Origin of the sequence: Catenibacterium faecis, assembly GCF_014306455.1 — a bacterium.
Taxonomy (GTDB): Bacteria; Bacillota_I; Bacilli_A; order Erysipelotrichales; family Coprobacillaceae; genus Catenibacterium; species Catenibacterium mitsuoka_A.
In genome coordinates this window covers 30,215-54,675 of record NZ_JACRWG010000004.1, presented here as the reverse complement: position 1 = coordinate 54,675, position 24,461 = coordinate 30,215, and the positions used below count along the sequence as shown (strand labels likewise).

The window sequence follows — 24,461 nt, the reverse complement described above, 5'->3', positions numbered from 1 at the left end:
AGTTAATTCTTCTATAGGGGGTTCTTTTAACTTAATTTATTTCATTTTAACTTTGCGAATGTTAATGTGTAAATTTTTAAGTTAAATAAAAAAATCCTCCAGATGATATATCTAGAGGATATTCATAAGATGTGCCCACCTTCAAGTAATAGATATATTACTCGAAGCAGCAAAATAAATAATATGAGTATAAACCACGCTTTGAATTCTTTCATGCCCTTAACCTCTTAAAAGAGATTATATCAGGCAGTTATGGAATTATTGTGTATTTATCAATATTTTTAGATATTGTAGCCATGATCCATAGGACCACTTCCCTGACCTAAATCTAACATAGCACCTATCGCACCAGAAAGATATGTTTTAGCATTTTTAACTGATTCTTCTAGTGTATAGCCTTTTGCTAAGTTGGATGCAATCGCACTTGATAAAGTACATCCTGTACCATGTGTATTACTGTTGTCTATTCTATGTCCTTTAAACCAAGTACCCTTTTCACCATTGTATAGGTAGTCATTGGCATCATTTAATTGATGTCCACCTTTGACTAATACAGCGCAATGATATGTGTCATAGATCTTCTTAGCCGCTATTTCCATATCTTCTACAGTCTTAACTTCCATATCAGTGAGTACTTCTGTTTCTGGAATATTAGGAGTAATGACTTCAGCAATAGGAAGTAATTCTTCCTTTAATGTAGAAATAGCTTCATCACTAATAAGCTTTGCGCCACTTGTCGCAACCATGACTGGATCTACCACAATATGCTTCGCATCATAATGTTTCAACATTTCTACAATAGTATGAATAAGTGCTTTAGAAGACACCATACCAATCTTAACAGCTTCAGGATAGATATCATCAAATACAGCACGAATCTGGCTTTCTAAGAACTTTGGAGTAACATCCATAATATCTGTCACACCCGTTGTATTCTGGGCTGTGAGGGCTGTAATAGCGCTCATACCAAATACTTTATTAGCAAGCATTGTCTTTAAGTCTGCTTGTATTCCTGCACCACCACTAGAGTCACTACCGGCAATAGTTAAACATGTATGCATTGTTTCATAAAGTGCATCTACACGCTTCTTTAAATCAATAGTAGCCTGTTTGATATTCTTCTGACCAAATAAAGCACTAATAACCGCAATACCATCAATACCTGTATCTTTAAGTAATAAGCAGTTATCATAACTAATTCCACCAATGGCTACCATTGGAAGATCCACTGTTTCAGTCATTTCTTTTAAACGCTTGATACCTAATACTTCTGCATCATCTTTAGAAGATGTAGGGAAAATAGCTCCTACACCTAAATAGTCTGCACCTTGTTCTTTCGCAATTCTTGCTTCTTCTATAGTATGTGCACTCACACCAATGATCTTATCTGGTCCAAGAATTTCTCTTGCCTTCACACATGCCATATCATCCTGACCTACATGAACACCATCTGCATCTATTTTCTTAGCAAGCATGACATTATCATTAATAATAAATGGTACATCAAATAAACAACATAGTTCTTTAATATTCTTTGCTTCTTCATAGAAAGAGGCTTCATCTAGGTCTTTTTCTCTTAGCTGAAGACAAGTAGCACCACCCATTAAAACATCTCTTACCTGCTCATATAGAGTCTGTTCTCCTGTCCAATGACGATCAGTCACAGCATAGAGTCTCAACATATCATTATTGAACTTCATATTTACCACTCTTTTCTAATTCTTCATCAGTCATATTGAATAATGCATCAATTAAATAAGTACGAAGTGTTGCATTACCTTCGCCTTCTTTTAATTTAGATGCACCAATTTCACCCGCAATACCCATGGACATAACAGCTGCCGCAGCACTATCTACACTATTTTCTACTGTTAGGAAACAGCCTAAGATACCTGATAACATACATCCTGTACCAGTAATAGCACTCATCTCTTTGCATCCATTATTGATCATATAGCACTTATTACCATCTGTGACATAATCTACAAGACCAGTCACAATAATAATAGTATTGAGTTCTTTTGCGAATGCTTTGATATCATCAATGAGATCATGTGAGTTCTTCTGATCTTCTGCAGATGCATCAACACCTTTAGTATGACCTGTACCAGCCATTAAAGTCTTGATTTCTGAAATATTCCCTTTGATAGCATCAAAATGAATCTGTTCTAATAGTTCTTTACATGTATTAGTACGTAAATCAGTCGCACCAGCACCTACTGGATCTAATACAGTAATATGCTTACATGCATTAGATGCCTTACCTGCTTCAAACATAGAAGCAATCTTCACCTGATTAAGAGTCCCAATATTAATATTTAATGCATTACTGATAGAAGTCATCTGAGCCACTTCTGTGATCTCATCTGACATAATAGGACTGCCTCCAATGGCAAGAATCGCATTGGCTACATCATTCACTGTTACATAGTTAGTGATGTTGTGTACTAATGGTTTTACTTCTCTTAATTTCTTAATGTAGTTCATATTCTTTTCCTCCATAAAAAAGAGCACGCTGAAAGAAGGTGCTCATAAAATTCCTACGTTGGCATTATCCAAATCAGGTTTCATGGTCAAGACTTATGTCTACTCTCAGCAAATTAGCTCCCATTTCAATTATAATAATATGTTAAAACAATCAGTTATGAAATACAAGGGATTTCATGACTATATACATATTTACTACTCTATCCTAGAGTATTATAATATACACATCATTCTGTTATAGCTTCCCAAAATATATGAGATACTAATGAGCTTCCCCTCATCAAATTCTCTTCTATAATGGAATGTAATCTACCATTTTGGTAGATTTTTTATTTTTAGGCATAAAAAAACACCGAATACTTCGGTGTTTGCATTCAGAATGGTGCGGGTGACAGGACTTGAACCTGCACGCCGAAGCACTAGATCCTAAGTCTAGCGTGTCTGCCAATTTCACCACACCCGCATCAAGATGGTGACTCGCAGGGGATTTGAACCCCTGACCCTCTGATTAAAAGTCAGATGCTCTGCCATCTGAGCTAGCGAGTCACTAATGGTGCCGACTAGAGGACTTGAACCCCCAACCTACTGATTACAAGTCAGTTGCTCTACCAGTTGAGCTAAGTCGGCAAAAAAATGGTGGAGGTTAACGGGCTCGAACCGCTGACCCTCTGCTTGTAAGGCAGATGCTCTCCCAACTGAGCTAAACCTCCATATATGGTGACCGGTACGGGATTCGAACCCGTGAATGCATGCGTGAAAGGCATGTGAGTTAACCGTTTCTCCAACCGGCCACTGGCGCTTGAAGAGGGATTTGAACCCCCGACCGATCGGTTAACAGCCGATTGCTCTACCGCTGAGCTATTCAAGCACTTCAGAATGCTTGTTTATATTACCATGCAGATACACCTTTTGCAACCCTTTTTTTGAAAAAATTGCATTTTTTTGTGTTTTTTTATTATGTTTAGCTGTTTTAAGACAAAAAAATAAGATTTTGCTAGGCAAAATCTTATTCGTAGATACCACCGTGACCCCATTTTTCAAATTCAGAGATAGTAACATACTGATTTGAAGCAGGAATCTTTGTAATTTTCACTAAAGCTTTAGTAAGTTCAGCTACAAACTGTTCCTTCTGTTCATCTGTATAATGACCTTTTAAGTATAATGTGATCATCATACAATTTGCTTCCTGGCCTTTAAAATAAATAAGCTGATTGTCTTCAATATGAATCATGAATGTATCTACTGATTCACCAGGAAATACTGTGATTAACTTTCCTACAGTAGTTTTTAATTCAACTTCCTGAGAAAGAGTCAATGTCTTGTTTGTACGTAATGCTAAATATGGCATAATTCATTCTGCCACTCAAAATGTGATTAAATATACTCACATCGAGATAATGTAAGTTCTCACGAACATTACTTACTATTTCATTGTGTATGCTTTCGATTGACAAACGTCATATCTACTCACAAGTTCAAGTACACTTCATAGTCGTAAATTCCCGAAATAGCCTTCGGTACATACCTACGTTTGCGTTTGTTTATGCAACTTCGTAAGTGGTAGCATCTCTCAGATTAAGTGCAGCATTGAAATCTCTGTCTTCGATATAGCCACAGTCACATTTGAAAACTCTATCTGAAAGCTTTAAATCTTTTTTGATATGCTTGCAGCAATGACATGTCTTAGATGATGGGAACCATCTATCTGCTACTCGAAGTTCAATTCCGTTCTCCTTGCATTTAGCTTGGAGCTTTGTTTTAAATTCATAAAACTTCTGCGAAGCAACTGCCTTTGAAAGATGCTTGTTCTTCATCATTCCTGATACGTTTAGATCTTCAATCGTTATATAAGATGGCTTGGTTTTCACTATCTCTGCGATTGTCTTATTGATGTAATCAGTACGAATATTGTCTATTCTATGATGAAGTTTCTGTATCTTAAGCCTCTGTTTCTGTATATTTCTTTTTTGAGTGGACTCTCCTTTCTTTAGATTTTCATACTTTCGAGAAAGACTTCTCTGTTCTCGAACAAGCTTTTTTTCAAGCTTCTTTAATTTTGCAGATTTATTGATGTTCTTATAAGTTTTTCCGTTAGAGACAATCGCAAAGTCCTTTAATCCAAGGTCAATACCGATTCCTTCACTGGAATTATTGGCTGACGTTTTGTCTGGGATTTCTATAAGAACTGAAACATAGTATCTATCAGCTTTTATTGAGACATGACCGCTCTTAATTACGTTTCCATCTTTTGTAGTTGGAATATATCCTTTCTCTTTGATGCGTACCCAGCCAAGTGACGGAATCTTGAGTCTGTGTCTTTCACAGTGGCAATCTTTTGGATTATTCCTTACAAAATACATTTTCACATCAGATCTGCCTTTCTTCTTAAATTTTGGAAAGGCACTCTTGTGATTAAAGAATCTTTTAAATGCGGTCTGTCCGTCATTTACTGCCTGTGTTACCGATTTTGAATAAGCTTCCTTGATCCAGGAATATTCTGGATGACTCGGAAGATACTCATTGTTAAGCCATACTCTAAACTGGCTGCTGCTCATAAACTTTTTTCCATTTTCATGAAGCTCCTTATTATGAGCAAGATAGAAGTTATAGATAAATCTGCAAGTACCTATTGTTTTACGAATCCTGACTTTCTGCTCCTCTGTCGGATTTATTTCCGTCTTGAAGCTCTTCAGCAATTTCCTCATCCCTTTCTATCTGTTTTTTTTATACTTACGAAGCCCATACAGCCTGCATGAGAACACATGGAGTATTGAAACAATATCCTCATGAGTTCTCCATCTGATTTCTAATCTAATTATAGAACAAATAGAAAATTTATGCATCAAGTTCAGCTTCATGAACACCGTTTATTAGGCGTTAAAAAAATTTTCACTAACCTGTGGTCTGAGGGTATTCAAATTATGGTCTTGATTTTCCGTTCCATTACTTCATCTAATAAATCGTTACACGGTTTGCATAATCTTCAATACACTGGTCTACAATAATTCTTTTGCATTATAAAACTATCTTAAAAATGTAACTTAATTTAGTAAATGATGATTATAAGTATAATAATTCCTATTAGTTGGGGTTCGGTTTGCCTTTAAAGTTCCTTCTCTATCTCAACGTTATAATATCTTAACAGATACGCCTAAAAGTCAATAAAATCCGTTGGTTTAAAATTTGTGATATTTAATGTATTCATTTTAATACTCCCTTTATGAGCATATTTAAACACATTCAAACACAATGGTCGATATATTCAGTTACTTATAGTTCCCTCCTTTACAATTCATGTTATACCTTAGTATACAACTTTTTTTGATTTTTTACTACATTTATGACTTTTATATTAAATTATGATCTAAACAGTAGTGATACACACCATCTTCTGCTACAGATAAACATATATCATCCGCAATAGCCTTCACATTATCAGTCGCATTCCCCATTGCAACTCCTGTTCCTACTGCTTCTAACATCTCTATATCATTTGTTCCATCACCAAACGCAATGGCTTCATTAGGACTGAAATGATAATACTCTAATACCTTATGTATACCATTACCCTTTCCACCACCTGCTGGAATAATATCTACCGCCCTATTCCACCACGCTGTAATCTGGGCTCCTTCTACATTCTTCATTAATGCATCATATTCATTCTCATATCCACCACACATGATCTGATAGATATCTTCATTCACAAATGTATCAAAGTCTTCTGATACATTCACTTTCTGTTTAGAGAATGCATAATAATCATCTAAATCTTGATCTGTGCCATTGGCTTTACTATCATCTTTACTTGCAAGAGAGACATATCTATTAATAGAAGATGCATTCTCTATGATTCTTAATACATCTTTGTGCGGGATAGGATGACTATATAAAACATGTCCTTCCTTATCAAAACAATAAGACCCATTAAAAGAAAGTATGGCATCAAAAGTCACTCCTTCAAAAGTAGGTACACTTAAAGGATGTCTTCCTGTCGCAATACATACCTTTATATTATTAGCCTGTAATCTCTGTAATGTTTCTATAGTAATATCAGAAACACTGCGTGTTTCCATATTGCTTAAAGTTCCATCAATATCAAAAAATGCAATCTTAATCATAACAAATCCTCCATGGATCCATTCTAACACAAAAAGAGAGGTTAACCCTCTCTTAGTCTAACTGTTGACAGAAATCTTTCAGAACTTTATATGATTCCTCTAGTGCTTTCTGCTCATCTTCTTTCATATTTATTTCTACTATTTCTTTAGCTCCTGTCTTATCAATAATAGTAGGAACACTTAAGAAGATATCATTCATACCATACTGCCCATCTAAATGTACAGATACTGGATAAATTCTATTTTCATTAAAGAGAATAGATTTTACGATAGCTGTAGTTGCTGCCGCAATACCATAACATGTATTCCCTTTACGGTTAAAAATCTGCCATCCATCTTCAATAACAGCATGTCTTAATGTTTCCTTAGTGGCATCCTTAGTACGTTCTGCATTATCCTTTAATACATCTTCTACACTCTTACCACCAATAGTTGCACTAGACCATGTTACCATTTCTGAATCTCCATGTTCACCACATACATATGCTGATACACTCTTTGCATCTAAATGATACATATCAGCTAAACGACAAGATAATCTTGCACTATCAAGAGTTGTACCACTACCAATTACCTGGTTCTTTGGTAAACCTGATTCCTTCCAAGTAATATAACTCATAATATCTACTGGGTTAGATACAACAATAAAGATACCATTGAATCCTGAAGCCATTGTAGAACTTACAATAGACTTAATAATCTTAATACTTGGTGCTAACATCTGTAAACGATCATGAGAATCTTTAGGCATTGGTGCTGATGCTGTAATAATGACTACGTCTGCATCCTTACAATCAGAATAATCACCTGCTTTTACTTTAATATTTCTATTCATGAAGTAAACTGACTGCTGCATATCTAATGCTTCACCATATGCTTTTTCTTTATTAATATCTATTAATACAATCTCTTCACAAAGTCCCTGATTAATAATTGAGTAGGCAGTTGTAGCACCTACATTACCTAAACCAACAATAACTACTTTAGAATCCTTAAAACTCATATTAGTTTTTCCTCCTTGAATTGTTAATATTGTAGCACAACTGTCTGATCAAATGTATAATAATTACCAAGAGAGGTTAATTATGAAAACTAAAGTACTATTAAAAAAAGGTGAAGGCCGTACTATTAATGCAGGCGGCTTATGGATTTATGACAATGAAATAAAAGAGATACATGGACATTTCAAGAATGGGGATATTGTAGATGTATATGCCCATAATGAGTATCCGTTAGGAAGAGGTTATATTAACCAGAATTCTAAGATTAGAATTCGTTTAATGACTAGAAATATTAATCAAGAGATTGATTCTGATTTCTTACGTATGAGATTACAGAATGCCTGGGATTATCGTAAAAAGACAGTGGATACTTCTAGTTGTCGTATTGTGTTTGGAGATGCTGATTTCTTACCAGGTTTAGTAATTGATAAGTTTGAAGATGTATTAGTTGTACAGTCTCTTGCATTAGGTATTGATGCGTTTAAGGAAGAGATTGTAGAACTTATGAAGGATATTCTACTACAGGATGGCATTACTATTAGAGGTGTATATGAGCGTAGTGATGCCAAGGAACGTACTAAGGAAGGCATGGAAAGAGTCAAAGGATTTATTGGTGAACCTTTTGATCCTCATATTGATATTGTAGAGAATGGTGTTAAGTATCATATAGATGTCGCAGAAGGACAGAAGACTGGTTTCTTCCTTGATCAGAAATATAATAGACTAGCAATACAGAAATTATGTAAAGATGCAAAGGCATTGGATTGTTTTACTTATATTGGTACTTTTGCACTCAATGCTGGTATTGCAGGGGCTCAAAGTGTTTTAGGTGTGGATGCATCTCAATTTGCGGTAGATCTTGCAAATGAGAATTCTAAGTTTAATGGTTTAGAAGATACTGTTAAGTTTGAGTGTCATGATGTATTTGATTTTTTACCAGAATTAGAGGCTCAGGGAGAGTTATTTGATATGGTTATATTAGATCCCCCTGCTTTCACAAAGTCTCGTGCATCTATTAAGAATGCGATTAAAGGCTATCGTGAGATTAATATGAGAGGTATGAAACTAGTAAAAGATGGTGGATATCTGGCTACATGTTCATGTTCTCATTTTATGGATTATGATACATTTACTAAAACTATTGGACAGGCTGCAAAGCTCGTACATAAGAGATTAAGACAGGTAGAATTTAGAACACAGGCTGCAGATCATCCTATTTTGTGGAATGGTGATGAGAATAGCTATTACTTGAAATTCTATATCTTCCAGGTTGTTGATGAAAAGTAATGAATAGAAAAAAAACGTTAATGCTTGATTTATCTAAAGAAACAGCAGAAAATCGGAATTTGAAGCGGAGGTATGTATTATGAATATAGGATTTTGGTCGTGTATAATTTTGGTAATACTATTTCTGATTATAGGTGTGTTATTTGCGATTTTTAAGGAAAAAGCAGCAAAATTTGTTTCAGGATTTAATTCATTTTCTAAAGAAGAACAGGCATTGTATGATAAAGCTCATATCTCTCGTGATATAAGAAATCAGTGCTTTATGTGGGCTATTATAATGTTGGCAGGAGCATTATTATCCTGCTTTTTAACCCCATATATAGCTATACCAACCTATATTATTTGGTTAGTTCTGTTTTTTAGAGAAGTCCACTTTGATAATCATAAAGCGTTTGAAAAATATTTATTAAAATAAATTCCAGGTTATAGATAAAAAGTAAGAAAGGATGATGACTCGTTTGGTCATCATCCTTATCAGTTATAACTTACATTTTTGGTTATTTTCTCTATTTTGTCAGTTATAACTGACAAAATATGGATTTACATACGAAAGAAATAGAAAGACTTATATAAAAGAACCTTATAACGGAATATGGAAGATTCCTTCTGACTTATATAAGAGTATAAAGATTAATATAGTTTTAAACTATATATAACTGTATATTATATGTATTTCTCAATGGTCAAGGTAGTTGTTATAATACAATCACTAACCAAGGAGGAATAAGAAATGGGAAATGTACCTTTTAGATATGATTTTGTAGGAAGTTTTTTAAGACCACAGGCTCTTAAGGATGCTAAGGAAGCATTGGATAACGGACAGTTATCTCAGGAAGATTATGATCACATTGTAGATGAAGAAGTTGTAAAAGTAGTTAAGAAACAAAAAGAATTAGGATACCATGTAATTACTGATGGAGAATTCAGAAGAACATTCTGGCATTTAGATTTCATGTGGGGATTTGAAGGTGTTGAACATAAGAATACTGGTAATGGTGTAAGATTTAATGGTGAACTTGCAGTATTGGATGATACTTATCTTGTAGGTAAAATTAAGGCAAAAGCACATCCTTTTGTGGAATACTTTAAGTTTTTAAAACAGTTTGAAGATGAAAACACAGTGGCTAAGTATACTATTCCAGCCCCTGCACAGACATTCCAGCAGATGATTGTACCTGCTAACTTTGAAACTACAAGAAAGTTTTATGCCACAAATGAAGAACTCATTCATGATATTGGTGTGGCTTATCAGGACGTCATTAAACAGTTCTATGATGCAGGATGTCGCAATCTACAGTTAGATGACTGTACTTGGGGTGCGATTGTAGGAGATGCCGCAAAACAGAGATATGAATCTTTAGGACTTGATTTGGAAGAAGTAAAGGCTGAATTACTTGCAGTCAATAACCTTGCATTAGAAAATAAACCAGAAGATATGGTGATTACATCACATATCTGTCGTGGTAATTACCATTCTACATTCTTTGCGAAAGGTCCTTATAATTCTGTAGCTGATTATGTATTTGCGAAAGAAAATGTGGATGCTTTATATCTAGAATATGATGATGAAAGATCTGGAGGATTTGCACCTCTCGCAAAAGTATCAGAAGATAAAAAGGTTGTATTAGGGTTGATTACAACTAAGACACCTGAATTAGAAGATAAAGAAACAGTGATTAAGAGAATTCATGAGGCTGCTAAGTTTATTCCACTAGATAGACTCTATTTAAGTCCACAATGTGGATTCGCTTCTTGTGCAATCGGTAATAAACTCACTGAAGAACAGCAGTGGGCTAAATTAAAATTAGTCAAAGAAATTGCGGAAGAGGTATGGGGATAAGAACTTCGAAAGAAGTTCTTTTTTCATACATAAAAAGAAGTAAGATCACTCTTACTTCTTATATCATTGAACAGCCGCCTCTGTTGCCACCACGTTTATCATCTACTTCGTAGTGGGCATTGAATTCTCTGTTGATTTCATCTAATTCCTTTAAACCATCAATATATGCATCATACATAGAAATGATTCCCTGTGAACAGCCATCACATAAACCATCTACTATACCTAATGCATCATTCACAATTTGTTCTCTCTGTTCTCTTGTTGTATTCTTGATTAAAATATCTTCTTTGATCATAGTAACCCCCTGTATTGTCCTTTGTCCTTATTTTTAAATCTAATTGCATTCACAGGACAATGATGTAAACATCTTAAACACATCATACACTGTTCTTTCTTGAATGTCACATGCTCTTTCATTTCTATCGCCTGTTCAGGACATTCTTTCGCACATAAGCCACAATGAATACAAGATTCATCAATAGTGAGGTTATATGTTTTTCTTACCTGTTTATATTGAAACGAACAGGCCTTATTAATAAAAACTGGAACTGTTCCTTTCAAGTAGTCCCCTATTCTTCTTTCCTTGATCTGTGTTATGATTTCTTCTATTTGAGGATCTATTTGAGATTCTATCTTTTCATTTTTAGATGCATCATACATAGGAATATATGTATCCACCATTTTCACACCATACATGGCATAAAAACCTGTCCCCTTTTTCTGCATGATCTTGTTGGCCTCTTTTCCAATATTACCTGGTTTACCACCATAAGTGACTACAAAATACAAATATGATTTGGAAGAGACAGACAATCTTTCTAAGAAATCCTTCACAATATCAGGTAACCCAAAGAAATAAACAGGTGTGACTATACCAATCATTTCATCCTGTTTAATACCTTGAGCTGATTCAATAGATTGCATTGTATCCTGTAAGGACTTTGAAAGTACTTCTGCCACATAGTGACTATTTCCTGTTCCACTAAAATAATAAATCATAGTTTTCTCCTTTGAAAAAAGGAAACGCATTGCGTTTCCTTATGGTCTCATTCCTAATCCACCTTCAAGAGTGATTGTTTCACCAGTCATATATTTGAAGTCTGGAGAAGTTAATTGTACAACAACACGTCCGATTTCTTTTTCATTGTCACCAAAATGTCCCATAGGTGGTGTATGAACATTGGCCTTGAAAGCTTCTGGATAAGCTTTTTCAAACTTTTCAAGCTGTGCAGTCCAAGCAAGTGGGCATACAACGTTTACGTTGATACCATCTGCAGCCCATTCAGTTGCAGCAACACGTGTTAAACCACGGATACCTTCTTTTGCAGCTGCATAAGAGCACTGACCTTTGTTTCCGAATAATCCAGCACCAGATGCGAAGTTGATAACTGAACCTTTTGTTTCTTTTAAGTATGGATAACATGCTTTCATATAATAGAATGCTGCATATAATCCTGAATACATAGCTAAATCAAACTGTTCCGTAGTATGTTCTGCAAGAGATACACCAGATGCACTTGCCTGCGCATTATTGACTAATGCATCAATATGACCAAACTTTTCAATTGCCTTTTCAACAACTGCTTTTACTACTGCTTCATTATCAGCACCTGCATTCACATCAGCCTGTACTGGAAGAACTTCTACATTATAAAGTCTTTCAATTTCTTCTTTTGCATCTTCTAGTTTCTTTAGGTTACGTCCAGTGATGACAATATTTGCGCCTTCTTTCGCAAATGCTGTTACGATACCATAACCAATTGAACCACATGTTCCATCTTCAAGTACTGCACGTCCACCACCAGTCACAATGACAGTCTTACCTTCTAAAAAGCCCATATTATTTACCTTCTTTCTTTTAATTTAAAAGCGTTAATATAATTATACATGAATTAATTATAAATGTGTGAAATATGATATATATTAATTAATTCCTTTGTCTACTTCATTCTTGCTTGGAATGCTGAACATTTCATTACTGATGATATTTTCAGGATCATCCACACCCTGATTCAACAACATGATCAGTGATACCCAGACAAAGATATCATAAGGGTTGAAATACTTATTCTTTTCTAGGAAACGGAGCTTTGACTGTGCAAAGTTTACGATGTTATCTCTATTTTCTATAATAAATTCATCGAGTTCATGAACATACATATAGCCTAGATTATGGAATCTTTTTACAACTCTTAATTCAGATATAATATAAGGCTCTTCTTTGATTGATACATTGAACTGTTCACAGATAATCTGTGTTAATTCACTCATAATAGGAGAATCATGATAATAAGTCATGAGAGAGTTATAGTTCAAGTCTGTCTTTAACACCTTCTCTATATGATCAATACCCCTATTGTATTCTTCTATATCATCTCTTATATTCACAAATTCTTCATCTAGAATTTCTAGAGTTGCACTCAGTCTTGTGAGTCTTCTACGAATATCCTTAGGAATTTCATATTGTGACTTATAACCTAGACCATGTTCTACTTCAGCCCAAGAATGCTGGAGAATAGTTCTTATCTGTATTTCAAAGACAATATGACGATAATCTGAGTATTCAATCATATTTAGTCTTGCTTCATTATATTTTACTAATAAATGAAGAGAGTTATAACCGAAATCAATACGGTCATCATAGTTCTTCTTTCTCTTATCATTGTATTCCACAATATCAAAATTCTGTTTAATTAATTTATATATGACATCAATATCTGATTCAAACAATGTAATAATACGGCATGCAACGATATCTGTAATATCATTAACATCCTTGTACTTATGTTTTAAACAGATCTTACGTCTTAATGCATCTTCTGTTTTAATACGTATCGCAAAATTAGAAATCTTTATATTATTCTTTGTAATGATATTTTCAATAATATCTGTAATATCATGTTTTAATGAACGATAAAGACTCTGATTGTCATAATATTGCTGGATGATATGATTTTCGATTCTTTTATCCATCTTTTACACCTCTTAACTATCATATATATGATACATTAACTTAATATGAAGAAAAAGCGAAAGATTAATTCTTTCGCTTTTAATGGTTAGTCTTACACATATTCATTAGTTAATTTTTTCTGCCTGTATATAATCGTCCAATATTCATTCCTATTTTTTGTGCAAATGCACATTTTTATGTAATACACTGAAACATGCTGCACTCACAACACTCTATTAAATCAAAAAAACGCCAGAACTGGATATCAAAATCCTATACCGACGTTTTTGACCACAATTGTCCTATTAACTTTTCACTTTAGTTCTTTCGCTTTTGATAGTTTCTTAAGTAATATATACCAGCAACACCCACAACAATAAATACTATAGATGTAAGTTGGGCCATACGGATAGGACCTAACATAAGTGAGTCAGTACGTAATCCTTCCACAAAGAATCTCACAATACCATAACCGATAAAGTAAGAGAAGAACTGTTCACCTGTACATTGTGCTTTCTTCTTAACTACAAGAATAATCACAAGAAAGACAATCAAGTTTCCTACTGATTCATAAAGGAATGTAGGATGATGATAAGCCCCCTCAATATACATATTATTAATAATAAATTGAGGAAGATGTAATAGTTTGAGGAATTTTAATGAAACAGCTGAACCAAATGCTTCATGGTTAAAGAAGTTTCCCCAGCGACCACATGCCTGCGCAATGAGTACACCTGGCATAATCGCATCACCTGCCACCAAGAAAGGAATATCCTTCTTTTTAAAGAAGTAATAGCTATAGATGAGTGCTGCTATGATTCCACCTTGTATCGCAAGCCCACCATGCCATATCGCAATAATTTCTTCAGGATGAGACATATAGAGTTCTTTCCACATGAAGATGACATACCAGATACGGGCACCGACAATTCCTGTCATGAGTACTCCAAAGAAGTAATCTGATAAAATTTCAGAACTATAGCCTAATTTCTTAAAATTATACTGACCTAGCATGTAGGCGATGAATGCACCAATAATGATACATACTGCATACATATGAATCTGCAGACCACCGATTTTAAGAAATATATTATATTCTGGAAAGAATTGCATAACTTACACCTGCTTACTTTTAATGTTTTCAAGGATTCTATTCACAAATTCTTTACTTGAATCAAATCCAGAATCCTTAAGCTGCATATTCATGACAGCCGCTTCAATAATAACTGACATAGAACGTCCACCAGTTACTGGTACAACGATCTTAGGAATAGGAACTGAAAGAATATCTTCAGTAACATCATCTTCTTCTACTCCGATACGTCTATATTCACGAGATGGTAACCATCTTTCTAACTGAATAATAAGGTCTACCTTTTCTTTTGGAAGAACACTCGCAGCTCCAAACATCTTAGAAGCATCAATAACACCAATACCACGGATTTCTAATAGATTCTTTAAAACTGTTGGTGCTTTCCCAATAATAGACTGCCCAATATGGTAGAGTTCTACTGCATCATCCGCAATCAACTGATGTCCTCTCTTAATAAGTTCAAGTGCGATTTCGGATTTACCAATACCACTATCCCCTTTGATAATAACACCTTTACCATAAATATTTAAGAATACACCATGAATCTGTGTTTCAGGTGCTAATAATTCATCTAATTTACCCATTAAGTTAATAGAAACTCTTCCTGTTGCCATCTCTGTTTCAAAGATTGGGAAGTTTCTCTTACAAGCAATATTTCTAAGTATTTCTGGTGCTTCATAACCCTTTGCGATAATGATACAAGGTGTTTCATCATTCACTAACTTAGAAAAACAAGCCAATTGACTTTCCTTAGTCATTTCCTTAATAAATATATTTTCTTTATCACCTAATAGAATAATTCTTCTAAAATCACTATGTTTAAAGAAGCCGGCAAGTTCAAAACCAGGACGATTTATTTCTGCGACAAATACTTCTCTTTCTAAAGATTCTTCATCTCCAGATACACGTTTATAGGCTGGATTATTCATCAAGTCTTTTAGTTTTACGGACTTTCCCATAAAATACCTCCTTACAATAGGTTCTTAAGAAAGCGTCCTGTATGGCTCTTTTCACACTTTGCGACCTTTTCAGGGGTGCCTTCTACGACTATTGTACCACCATTGTCGCCGCCTTCCAATCCTAAATCGATGATGTGATCTGCAACCTTAATGACATCTAGATTGTGTTCAATCACTAATACTGTATCACCATTATCCACAATCTTCTGTAATACGCCAATGAGTCTATTCACATCATCACTGTGTAATCCTGTTGTAGGTTCATCAAGAATATATAATGTTTTTCCAGTTGAACGCTTTTGTAATTCTGATGCAAGTTTTACTCTTTGGGCTTCACCACCAGAAAGTGTTGTCGCACTTTGTCCTAGTTTAATATAGCCAAGTCCTACATCATATAATGCTTGTAGTTTAGTATGAATACGAGGAAGATTTTCAAAGAAAGTAAGTGATTCTTCTACAGTCATTTCTAATACATCATAGATGTTCTTATCCTTATAAGTGACCTGTAATGTCTCCTCATTATAACGATGTCCATGACATTCTTCACAAGGTACATAAACATCTGGCAAGAAGTTCATAGAGATACGTTTAACACCATCTCCCTGACATGCTTCACAACGTCCACCTTTCACATTAAATGAGAAACGTCCCTTATCATATCCACGTATTTTAGCTTCTGGAGTCTTCGCAAATAAATCACGAATATCATCAAAGACACCTGTATAAGTGACTGGATTAGAACGTGGTGTACGACCAATTGGTTCCTGTGACACTTCAATTACCTTATCAATATTCTCTATACCACGTATTTCTTTATGTTTACCTGGCAATTCACGTGAACGGTAAATCTTTGCACGTAATGCTTTACATAGAATATCATTCACTAAAGTAGATTTACCTGAACCAGACACACCTGTAACCGCAATAAACTTACCTAATGGAAACTTCACATTAATATTCTTTAAGTTATGTTCCTTAGCCCCACGTACTTCTAAATAAAGACCATTGCCTTTATGTCTTGTTTTAGGAACCTCAATCTTCTTTCTACCAGATAAATAATCACCTGTAATAGAGTTTTCATTGGCAGCGACTTCTTCAGGTGTGCCATAGGCAACTACCTGTCCACCATGAATACCAGCACCAGGTCCAATATCAATAATATAATCAGATTCACGCATTGTATCTTCATCATGTTCTACGACAAGAACACTATTTCCTAAATCACGCATTTCCTGTAGTGTATGAATAAGTTTCTCATTGTCTCTTTGATGAAGACCAATAGACGGTTCATCTAATACATATAAAACACCTGTTAAGCGTGAACCAATCTGAGTAGCTAGACGAATACGCTGTGCTTCACCACCGGATAATCCTCCAGCGCGTCTAGAAAGTGTTAAATATCCAAGTCCTACTTCATTTAAGAATGTCAAACGATCATGAATTTCTTTTAAGATCAAATGCGCAATCTTTTCTTCCATTTCTGATAACTTTAAGTTTTCTACAAACTCTAAAGCTTTCTCAATAGAAAGATTCGTAAATTCAATGATATTTAAACCACCCACCTGTACACTTAAGACCATTTCATTCAGTCTTGCACCGTGGCATGTAGGACAGGTATGTTCAGCCATAAATGAGGCATACCATTCTTTAGACCATTTAGAAGATGTTTCTTCATAACGTCTTTGTATAAGTGTAACAACACCTTCAATATAGTTTGTTGTACGAGAAACATTGCCAGAAGAAGAAACAATTGTATAAGTAATAGGATCATGTGAACCAGTAAAGATAATATCTCTTTCTTCTTCATCAAAGTCCTTTAAAGGTTTATCTAAGTCAATATGATAATATTCACATAGTTTTAAGAATCTCTGCCATTCAATACGATCAGTACCAACTGCTGTCTTAAAATAACGAATACCACCTTCATTAATACTTAAGTTCCAATCTGGTACTAATAAATCTAAATCAACTTCTTCCTTAATACCTAAACCTTTACAATCAGGACAGGCACCTAAGGGATTATTAAATGAGAATAGACGTGGTTCTAGTTTAGGAACAGAGAAACCACAAATAGGACAGGCATAGTTAGAAGAGAAAAGCTTTTCTGTACCCTGAGTCAAATTCTCTACAATAGCTTCACCCTCTGTAAGTTTTAAAGCCGTTTCTAAAGATTCTATCAAACGTGTACGATATCCTTCTTTTTTCTTGATACGATCAACAATAACATCGATAGTATGTTTTTTATTTTTTTCTAGAGTAATGTCTTCATCAAGAGTATACGTGCTTCCATCTACCTTAACTCTGACATACCCTTCTTTTCTTAATTTATCAAAGAGATCTTTATGTGTTCCCTTTTGGTTCATTGCCATACGTGCAAGTATCTGAAGTTTATCTCCATCATCATATGTATCCACAATATCACCCATCTGTTTTAATGTCTGGGCTTCTATCTTAATACCATGATGAGGACAATAAGCATGTCCTACACGTGCATATAATAAACGTAGATAATCATAAATCTCAGTCACTGTACCAACAGTAGAACGAGGATTATTAGATGTTGTTTTCTGATCAATCGCAATAGCGGGTGATAACCCTTCTATTGAATCTACATCCGGTTTTTCCATTCCACCTAAGAACTGTCTTGCATATGAGTTTAATGATTCTACATAACGTCTCTGACCTTCTGCATAGATTGTATCAAACGCAAGAGATGTTTTACCACTTCCTGATAAACCAGTCATAATGACTAATTGATTCTTAGGAATATCTATATTCACATTCTTAAGGTTATTGACACGTGCACCTCTAACCGCAATGACATCCTGTTTCATTCTTCAACCTCCTTATAATCACTTCTTTATTTAAACCTTGTAATTGGTAATCATAGGCAAGAGAAAGGATTTTAGAATAATCCTGATGATTCTCAAAACCTTCATTAATTAAATCTTTACCTGTCACAATAGCTGCAGGAGCATGATCCCCACAAATAGAGATCATTTCCTCTATATATTCATTTAACTCATTAATAGAAGCACTTGTGACCATACCTCTACCTAACTTATCACATCTTGCAAGATAAAGAAGATCTTTTAAAGGAGCCTTCTGATCAATCGCTTTTAAGAAGCGTAAGAATTTGATTTTTCTTGCATGATTACGAGAAAATGTAGGTAATACCATATGATATTGAATCATAGTATAAATATATTTCTTCTGTTTATGAGAAAGAATTAAATCAACCTTCTCATTAAAGAGAGCTGCACCTTCTTCTGCATGACCATAAGCATGTCCTTCTGGTGTTGTCACTAGTGGTTTACCTATATCATGTAATAAAGCACTCCACATAAACCATAACGGTTCACTTGTATGATGCTTACATAAAGCTGCTAAGTCAGTCACCAACATTGTATGATTCCATACACTACCTTCTGGATGATAGTCAGTTCTTTGATGTGTTGTGACTAAATCTTCTAAGTAGAATGGTAAACCATGAATATCTCTTAAGAAATTAAATCCCTGTGAAGGATATAATCCCATCAATATCTTACAATATTCTGTATAAATACGTTCGATACTTAAAGTCTCTAATCCACCTTCTTCTACAATAGATTGACAGAGATTCTTTGTGTCTCCATCCATCTTAAAGCCATAGCGTGACATAAAAGAAGCACCTCTTAATACACGTAATGGATCTTCTGAAAAATGATCTTTATTTGTAGCACGTAAAATACCATTCTTTAAATCTTCCTGTCCTGAATAGATATCAATCACTTTCTCTGTTTCTACATCATATAACATACTATTAATAGTGAAATCTCTTCTAGCACAGGCTTTTTCTAAAGGAAGATCAGGATCCACAATAATATTAAAATCCTGATGCTTCATTCCTGTCTTCTCTTCTATTCTAGGTAAGGCAAATTCATAACCTTCTAATGTAGAAAGATGTACAACCGCAAAGGATGCACCCATCACCTGCACTGTCCCAAAGGGAGATAATACTTCCTTTAAAGCCTCAAAAGAGAGGTGATGTACTTCTACATCAATATCTTTAGATCTTCTTTTTAATAGAAAATCTCGTACACACCCTCCTACTAAATAGACATGTCCTCCTGCCTGTTTAATTGCCTCAAAAATATCTAATGCGAGAGGTGTGAGATTAAACTTACTTTCCATCTTTAATCTCCTCTATCATATCGCGTAATTCCATAGCTCGTTCAAAGTCAAGCACCTTAGCTGCTTCCTTCATCTGTCTTTCTAATTCCTCAAGAAGAACCTTCTTATCCTTCTTAGGTGCCTTACGGCCTTTCTTGACAAGCTTCTGTGCTTCATCAATGACTTCCTGTCCATGGATTGCTTCTCTAATTTCTTTCTTGATAGTCGTAGGTATAATACCATGGGCTTTATTATAAGCTTCCTGTATTTCTCTACGACGACTTGTTTCATCAATGGCACGCTGCATTGAATCAGTAATACGGTCTGCATACATGATTACATGACCGTCCGCATTTCTTGCAGCACGACCAATTGTCTGAATCAATGAACGTTCACTTCTTAAGAACCCTTCCTTATCTGCATCTAAAATACATACAAGAGAGACTTCTGGAAGGTCTAAACCTTCTCTTAATAAGTTGATACCAATTAAAACATCATATTTACCTAAACGTAAATCTCTTAATATTTCTGTACGTTCTAATGTCTTTGTTTCTGAATGAAGATAAGCGACCTTTAAACCAAATTCCTTAAGATAATCAGTTAAATCTTCAGCCATTCTCTTTGTAAGAGTCGTAATAAGTACACGTTCATTTCTTTCTATACGTAACTGTATTTCACTAATAATATCATCAATCTGATCTTCAATAGGACGCACTTCAATAATAGGATCTAATAATCCTGTTGGACGAATAATCTGTTCAACATATTCACCATGGACACCTTCTAATTCATAATCACCCGGTGTGGCAGATACAAATATTGCCTGGGGAATAAGCTTTTCAAACTCTTCAAAACGAAGTGGTCTGTTATCTAAAGCACTTGGTAAACGAAAGCCATATTCTACCAATGTTTCTTTACGGCTTCTATCTCCGTTAAACATACCTCTGATCTGTGGAAGCATAACATGAGATTCATCGACAATAAGTAAGAAATCATCAGGGAAATAATCTATTAAACAATAAGGTCTTTCTCCTGGTTTTCTCCCATCAATATGACGTGAATAGTTTTCAATACCTGGACAGATACCCACTTCTCTCAACATTTCAATATCATGTCTTGTACGGTTATCTATTCTTTCATATTCAAGAGGTTTTGCGGCATCTTGATAATATTGTAGACGATCTTTTAATTCTTCTTCTATCGTATCACAGGCATGAAGCATCTTTTCACGACTTGTAATATATTCTTCAGCCGGATAAATTGTATAAGTATTATAAGATGCTTGAACATGACCAGTCAGAGGATCTACTTCTGTAATACGATCTACTTCATCACCAAATAATTCAATACGTATAATATAAGATTCAGTATGACCTGGTACTATTTCAATCACATCACCACGTACTCTAAAAGTACCTTTGACCTGATCCATATCATTTCTTGTATATTGTCTATCGACTAAGAATGTAAGTAATTCACGTCGATCTATTTCTTGTCCTACACGTAAGGAGAAGATCATTTCCTGATAACTCTGTGGATTACCTAACCCATAAATAGCTGCCACAGAGGCTACGACAATTGTATCTTTTCTTTCTAATAAAGAGTTCATCGCAGCAGCTCTTAACATCTCTATTTCTTCATTTGTCTGTGATTCTTTATCAATATATGTATCACTCTTGGGTATATAGGCTTCTGGCTGGTAGAAATCGAAGTTTGAAATAAAGTATTCTACACGATTTTCTGGAAAGAATTCCTTTAATTCACTATATAACTGTCCTGCAAGAGTTTTATTATGTGATAGTACAAGAGTAGGTTTATTCACCTGTGCAATGACATTCGCAAAGGTAAATGTCTTACCAGTTCCTGTACCACCTAATAATACCTGTGTCTTTTTACCTTGATGAATACCTTCTACTAATTCTTTAATAGCCTCGGGCTGGTCACCCATTGGTTTAAATTTTGATACAAGCTTGTAAGACATAAAATCCCCTCTTTCTATATTAAAGTAAGTACCTTCTGTAAACTATTATCATATTCCTTATGACTTAATCTTTCTGCAAGTACAGAAACCATGCATTCCTGATCACTATATTCTAATACGCCATCTACAGTTAATCCATGATCCTGTTCAAAACGTTTTAATGCATCACTCACTCCTTGTGAGAAATAACCATCTGTACGACCTGGATTATAACCTAACACATCTAATAATCTTTCCATCACAATAATAGAATTATTCACATTATCCACATAAAACTTATCACTATAATAAGTAAAATAAGCTGATAAGAGAGATTGATCCTCTACAGTGACATCTGGAGTCCATCCCTTCTTATTAATATTCACACCCTTAGGTGTATACCACTTTGCATAAGTGTATTTCAATACAGAACCATCAGATAAGTTCGTCTGTGCCTGGATAGTCCCTTTCCCATAAGACTGCTGCCCAATAAGTTTATATCCCTGTATTTCTTTAAATGTACCTGCACATAATTCAGATGCACTTGCAGTACCACTATTCATTAAAATATAACCATTAGAAAATGCATAATGTGTCTTACTATTATCCTTATATGTTTCAGTCTGACCCTTCTTATTCTTAACAGTAAAGAGTGTCTCTCCCTTCTCATTAAATAAAGAAAGAAGATCTCTTGCAGCAGTAATATAACCTCCACCATTACCTCTTAAATCTAGAATAATATCTGAGACATTCTGTTTCTTAAATTCTTTTAAAGCTTTTTCTACATGCTGAGCAGTTGTATCACCAAAAGTAGAAATATTCACATAACCATATGTTTTATTATTTGTAGTACCTACATAATAAGTCACATCGGAACTGAAATTCTTACGTACTGCTTTTACATTTAAAGTCTGTTGAAATCTTTTTACTTTTAAAGAGACTTCTGTCCCTTCATTTCCTTTAATATATTCCTGCATTTCAGTACTAGTCATACCAGAAAGTGATTTATTATCAGCATCAGTAATGATATCTCCTGCTTTAAGACCTGCATTTTCTGCACTGCTTCCTTCAATAATACCGGTTAATAAAGCACCGCTATGTACAGGTGAGAAATAAACACCAATACCACTGTAATTACCATTAATATCACTATTAAATTCTTTATTCTCTTGTGTAGACATATAAGAAGAATGTGAATCACCTAAACCATCTACCAATCCTGCAATCATACGATCTTGAATAGATGTTTTAGAATCAGTTGTATCCAGCCAATTATTATTAAGAAGTTCTACTACTTCATCTACTACTGTCATATTTGTCTTATCTTCAGCACTTGCATCACTATTATGAAAGACTAAATAACCACTCCCAAACCCAAGAGCTAAACATAATACACCTATGACTATATATTTGATTAATAAGTTTTTCTTTCTTTTATTGAATTCCATGTTCAAGTCACCTCGTTTCATTATTTTATCATAACATGACTGTTTTGAGTAGAAACTTGACCAAAAAGAAAAGATCCCTATAATAGGGATCTTCCATTATTTAATTCAGATCTGATTAAGCTAATTCTGAGAAATACTTGATTGTCTTAACCATGTTAGAAGTGAATGAGTTTTCATTGTCGTACCAAGATACAACCTGAACTTCACTATTTCCATCAGGTAAAGCGTTAACCATAGTCTGAGTTGCGTCAAATAATGAACCGTAAGTCATTCCAACGATGTCAGAAGATACGATTTCGTCTTCATTGTAACCGAATGAATCAGTTGCAGCAGCCTTCATAGCAGCGTTAACTTCATCAACAGTAACAGTACCCTTAACAACAGCTGTTAAAACTGTAGTTGATCCAGTTGGAACTGGTACACGAACTGCAGAACCGATTAATTTACCATTTAATTCTGGGATAACTAAACCGATAGCTTTTGCAGCACCTGTAGATGTTGGTACGATGTTAACTGCAGCAGCTCTAGATCTTCTTAAGTTACCTTTTCTCTGTGGTCCATCAAGAAGCATCTGGTCACCAGTGTAACCATGAACTGTTAACATGATACCACCCTGGATTTCTGCTAACTTGTTTAATGCATTAGCCATTGGAGCTAAGCAGTTTGTAGTACAAGAAGCTGCAGAGATAACCTTATCTTCTGTTGTTAATGTTTCGTTGTTTACGTTGAATACGATAGTCTTAAGATCGCTTCCAGCTGGAGCTGAAATAACAACCTTCTTAGCACCTGCAGCTACATGAGCTTCAGCTTTTGCTTTTGAAGTGTAGAAACCAGTACATTCAAGAACTACGTCTACGTCTAATTCACCCCAAGGTAATTTAGAAGCATCTGGTTCTTTATAGATAGTGATCTTCTTACCGTTAACTGTGATGAAATCTTCTCCTGCTTCTACTGTATCAGCATGAGCATATTTACCCTGTGAAGAATCATACTTTAATAAGTAAGCTAACATTTTAGGTGAAGTTAAATCGTTGATAGCTACTACTTCATAACCTTCTGCATCAAACATCTGTCTGAATGCTAAACGACCGATACGGCCAAATCCATTAATTGCAACTTTTACTGCCATAATATGACATTCCTCCTTAAATAATTTC

At 34.7% G+C, this 24,461-nt stretch carries 20 protein-coding genes, 6 tRNA genes and 1 riboswitch; of the genes, 3 read left to right on the top strand and 23 right to left on the bottom strand.

The window, feature by feature from the left end; genetic code table 11:
• Window positions 1-281 precede the first annotated feature (281 nt).
• The 12 genes from thiD to H8909_RS02505 all read right to left on the bottom strand — a co-directional run bounded on the left by thiD (window position 282) and on the right by H8909_RS02505 (window position 7,611).
• Window positions 282-1,700, bottom strand: coding sequence for a bifunctional hydroxymethylpyrimidine kinase/phosphomethylpyrimidine kinase (thiD, locus tag H8909_RS13735; RefSeq protein WP_187011706.1), 1,419 nt, complete (start codon window positions 1,698-1,700; stop codon window positions 282-284).
• Window positions 1,687-2,487 (bottom strand): hydroxyethylthiazole kinase, encoded by an 801-nt coding sequence (gene thiM / locus H8909_RS02555; protein ID WP_238928198.1) that lies wholly within the window; start codon window positions 2,485-2,487, stop codon window positions 1,687-1,689. Before thiM ends, thiD begins: the two co-directional genes overlap by 14 nt.
• A gap of 33 nt (window positions 2,488-2,520) precedes the next feature.
• Window positions 2,521-2,621: riboswitch (TPP riboswitch) on the bottom strand.
• A 246-nt stretch (window positions 2,622-2,867) separates the two neighbouring features.
• Window positions 2,868-2,950 (bottom strand) — tRNA-Leu (locus H8909_RS02550).
• A 7-nt stretch (window positions 2,951-2,957) separates the two neighbouring features.
• A tRNA-Lys gene (locus tag H8909_RS02545) sits at window positions 2,958-3,033 on the bottom strand.
• Between the two features lie 5 nt (window positions 3,034-3,038).
• Window positions 3,039-3,114, bottom strand: a tRNA-Thr gene (locus H8909_RS02540).
• Window positions 3,115-3,121: 7 nt separating this feature from the next.
• A tRNA-Val gene (locus H8909_RS02535) sits at window positions 3,122-3,197 on the bottom strand.
• Between the two features lie 5 nt (window positions 3,198-3,202).
• Window positions 3,203-3,278: transfer RNA gene (locus H8909_RS02530), tRNA-Glu, on the bottom strand.
• A 2-nt stretch (window positions 3,279-3,280) separates the two neighbouring features.
• Window positions 3,281-3,355, bottom strand: a tRNA-Asn gene (locus H8909_RS02525).
• A gap of 138 nt (window positions 3,356-3,493) precedes the next feature.
• On the bottom strand, window positions 3,494-3,835 hold the full coding sequence (locus H8909_RS02520; protein WP_187011704.1) for a tautomerase family protein: 342 nt from the start codon (window positions 3,833-3,835) through the stop codon (window positions 3,494-3,496).
• 193 nt (window positions 3,836-4,028) lie between these two features.
• On the bottom strand, window positions 4,029-5,192 hold the full coding sequence (locus tag H8909_RS02515) for an RNA-guided endonuclease InsQ/TnpB family protein (RefSeq protein ID WP_187011703.1): 1,164 nt from the start codon (window positions 5,190-5,192) through the stop codon (window positions 4,029-4,031).
• Between the two features lie 642 nt (window positions 5,193-5,834).
• Window positions 5,835-6,608: an HAD family hydrolase gene (locus H8909_RS02510; RefSeq protein ID WP_187011702.1), complete on the bottom strand. Its 774-nt coding sequence runs from the start codon at window positions 6,606-6,608 to the stop codon at window positions 5,835-5,837.
• Between the two features lie 52 nt (window positions 6,609-6,660).
• On the bottom strand, window positions 6,661-7,611 hold the full coding sequence (locus H8909_RS02505; protein WP_187011701.1) for an L-lactate dehydrogenase: 951 nt from the start codon (window positions 7,609-7,611) through the stop codon (window positions 6,661-6,663).
• An 82-nt stretch (window positions 7,612-7,693) separates the two neighbouring features.
• On the opposite strand from H8909_RS02505, the gene H8909_RS02500 reads away from it, so the two are divergent.
• From H8909_RS02500 to H8909_RS02490, 3 genes are all read left to right on the top strand, one after another.
• A complete protein-coding gene (locus tag H8909_RS02500; RefSeq protein WP_187011700.1) occupies window positions 7,694-8,896 on the top strand; it encodes a class I SAM-dependent rRNA methyltransferase in 1,203 nt (400 codons plus the stop codon).
• 79 nt (window positions 8,897-8,975) lie between these two features.
• Complete coding sequence (locus H8909_RS02495) at window positions 8,976-9,311, top strand: DUF3784 domain-containing protein (protein ID WP_187011699.1); 336 nt, start codon at window positions 8,976-8,978, stop codon at window positions 9,309-9,311.
• A gap of 315 nt (window positions 9,312-9,626) precedes the next feature.
• Complete coding sequence (locus H8909_RS02490; RefSeq protein ID WP_187011698.1) at window positions 9,627-10,736, top strand: 5-methyltetrahydropteroyltriglutamate--homocysteine S-methyltransferase; 1,110 nt, start codon at window positions 9,627-9,629, stop codon at window positions 10,734-10,736.
• A gap of 58 nt (window positions 10,737-10,794) precedes the next feature.
• Here H8909_RS02490 and H8909_RS02485 read toward each other — a convergent pair whose 3' ends face one another.
• The 11 genes from H8909_RS02485 to gap all read right to left on the bottom strand — a co-directional run bounded on the left by H8909_RS02485 (window position 10,795) and on the right by gap (window position 24,433).
• Window positions 10,795-11,034, bottom strand: coding sequence for a purine biosynthesis protein PurH (locus H8909_RS02485; RefSeq protein WP_117458100.1), 240 nt, complete (start codon window positions 11,032-11,034; stop codon window positions 10,795-10,797).
• Window positions 11,031-11,738 (bottom strand): EFR1 family ferrodoxin, encoded by a 708-nt coding sequence (locus tag H8909_RS02480; RefSeq protein WP_187011697.1) that lies wholly within the window; start codon window positions 11,736-11,738, stop codon window positions 11,031-11,033. Before H8909_RS02480 ends, H8909_RS02485 begins: the two co-directional genes overlap by 4 nt.
• Window positions 11,739-11,777: 39 nt before the next feature.
• Window positions 11,778-12,578, bottom strand: coding sequence for an SDR family NAD(P)-dependent oxidoreductase (locus H8909_RS02475; RefSeq protein ID WP_022425935.1), 801 nt, complete (start codon window positions 12,576-12,578; stop codon window positions 11,778-11,780).
• 84 nt (window positions 12,579-12,662) lie between these two features.
• A complete protein-coding gene (locus tag H8909_RS02470) occupies window positions 12,663-13,712 on the bottom strand; it encodes a GTP pyrophosphokinase (RefSeq protein WP_187011696.1) in 1,050 nt (349 codons plus the stop codon).
• A gap of 298 nt (window positions 13,713-14,010) precedes the next feature.
• Window positions 14,011-14,805: a prolipoprotein diacylglyceryl transferase gene (gene lgt, locus H8909_RS02465; protein ID WP_187011695.1), complete on the bottom strand. Its 795-nt coding sequence runs from the start codon at window positions 14,803-14,805 to the stop codon at window positions 14,011-14,013.
• Between the two features lie 3 nt (window positions 14,806-14,808).
• A complete protein-coding gene (gene hprK, locus H8909_RS02460) occupies window positions 14,809-15,744 on the bottom strand; it encodes an HPr(Ser) kinase/phosphatase (protein WP_117458104.1) in 936 nt (311 codons plus the stop codon).
• 11 nt (window positions 15,745-15,755) lie between these two features.
• The gene (gene uvrA, locus H8909_RS02455) at window positions 15,756-18,578 is read right to left on the bottom strand and encodes an excinuclease ABC subunit UvrA (RefSeq protein ID WP_187011694.1); all 2,823 of its coding nucleotides are present in this window, start codon (window positions 18,576-18,578) and stop codon (window positions 15,756-15,758) included.
• A complete protein-coding gene (locus H8909_RS02450; RefSeq protein ID WP_187011693.1) occupies window positions 18,553-19,917 on the bottom strand; it encodes a CCA tRNA nucleotidyltransferase in 1,365 nt (454 codons plus the stop codon). Before H8909_RS02450 ends, uvrA begins: the two co-directional genes overlap by 26 nt.
• A complete protein-coding gene (gene uvrB / locus H8909_RS02445; protein WP_187011692.1) occupies window positions 19,907-21,877 on the bottom strand; it encodes an excinuclease ABC subunit UvrB in 1,971 nt (656 codons plus the stop codon). The genes H8909_RS02450 and uvrB overlap by 11 nt, the downstream gene beginning before the upstream one ends.
• Before the next feature lie 14 nt (window positions 21,878-21,891).
• Window positions 21,892-23,304, bottom strand: a complete 1,413-nt coding sequence (locus H8909_RS02440; RefSeq protein ID WP_187011691.1) for a S41 family peptidase — start codon at window positions 23,302-23,304, stop codon at window positions 21,892-21,894.
• Window positions 23,305-23,419: 115 nt separating this feature from the next.
• Window positions 23,420-24,433, bottom strand: a complete 1,014-nt coding sequence (gene gap / locus H8909_RS02435) for a type I glyceraldehyde-3-phosphate dehydrogenase (protein ID WP_187011690.1) — start codon at window positions 24,431-24,433, stop codon at window positions 23,420-23,422.
• Window positions 24,434-24,461: the final 28 nt, after the last annotated feature.

What these genes read in the sequence shown, in the direction of transcription:
- H8909_RS02450 (WP_187011693.1), bottom strand. Translation starts at nt 19,917, where the DNA reads ATGGAAAGTAAGTTTAATCTCACACCTCTCGCATTAGATATTTTTGAG.
- H8909_RS02470 (WP_187011696.1), bottom strand. Translation starts at nt 13,712, where the DNA reads ATGGATAAAAGAATCGAAAATCATATCATCCAGCAATATTATGACAAT.
- H8909_RS02490 (WP_187011698.1), top strand. Translation starts at nt 9,627, where the DNA reads ATGGGAAATGTACCTTTTAGATATGATTTTGTAGGAAGTTTTTTAAGA.
- H8909_RS02475 (WP_022425935.1), bottom strand. Translation starts at nt 12,578, where the DNA reads ATGGGCTTTTTAGAAGGTAAGACTGTCATTGTGACTGGTGGTGGACGT.
- thiD (WP_187011706.1), bottom strand. Translation starts at nt 1,700, where the DNA reads ATGAAGTTCAATAATGATATGTTGAGACTCTATGCTGTGACTGATCGT.
- H8909_RS02480 (WP_187011697.1), bottom strand. Translation starts at nt 11,738, where the DNA reads ATGATTTATTATTTTAGTGGAACAGGAAATAGTCACTATGTGGCAGAA.
- thiM (WP_238928198.1), bottom strand. Translation starts at nt 2,487, where the DNA reads ATGAACTACATTAAGAAATTAAGAGAAGTAAAACCATTAGTACACAAC.
- gap (WP_187011690.1), bottom strand. Translation starts at nt 24,433, where the DNA reads ATGGCAGTAAAAGTTGCAATTAATGGATTTGGCCGTATCGGTCGTTTA.
- H8909_RS02515 (WP_187011703.1), bottom strand. Translation starts at nt 5,192, where the DNA reads ATGAGGAAATTGCTGAAGAGCTTCAAGACGGAAATAAATCCGACAGAG.
- H8909_RS02440 (WP_187011691.1), bottom strand. Translation starts at nt 23,304, where the DNA reads ATGGAATTCAATAAAAGAAAGAAAAACTTATTAATCAAATATATAGTC.
- uvrA (WP_187011694.1), bottom strand. Translation starts at nt 18,578, where the DNA reads ATGAAACAGGATGTCATTGCGGTTAGAGGTGCACGTGTCAATAACCTT.
- H8909_RS02505 (WP_187011701.1), bottom strand. Translation starts at nt 7,611, where the DNA reads ATGAGTTTTAAGGATTCTAAAGTAGTTATTGTTGGTTTAGGTAATGTA.
- lgt (WP_187011695.1), bottom strand. Translation starts at nt 14,805, where the DNA reads ATGCAATTCTTTCCAGAATATAATATATTTCTTAAAATCGGTGGTCTG.
- H8909_RS02520 (WP_187011704.1), bottom strand. Translation starts at nt 3,835, where the DNA reads ATGCCATATTTAGCATTACGTACAAACAAGACATTGACTCTTTCTCAG.
- uvrB (WP_187011692.1), bottom strand. Translation starts at nt 21,877, where the DNA reads ATGTCTTACAAGCTTGTATCAAAATTTAAACCAATGGGTGACCAGCCC.
- hprK (WP_117458104.1), bottom strand. Translation starts at nt 15,744, where the DNA reads ATGGGAAAGTCCGTAAAACTAAAAGACTTGATGAATAATCCAGCCTAT.
- H8909_RS02485 (WP_117458100.1), bottom strand. Translation starts at nt 11,034, where the DNA reads ATGATCAAAGAAGATATTTTAATCAAGAATACAACAAGAGAACAGAGA.
- H8909_RS02500 (WP_187011700.1), top strand. Translation starts at nt 7,694, where the DNA reads ATGAAAACTAAAGTACTATTAAAAAAAGGTGAAGGCCGTACTATTAAT.
- H8909_RS02495 (WP_187011699.1), top strand. Translation starts at nt 8,976, where the DNA reads ATGAATATAGGATTTTGGTCGTGTATAATTTTGGTAATACTATTTCTG.
- H8909_RS02510 (WP_187011702.1), bottom strand. Translation starts at nt 6,608, where the DNA reads ATGATTAAGATTGCATTTTTTGATATTGATGGAACTTTAAGCAATATG.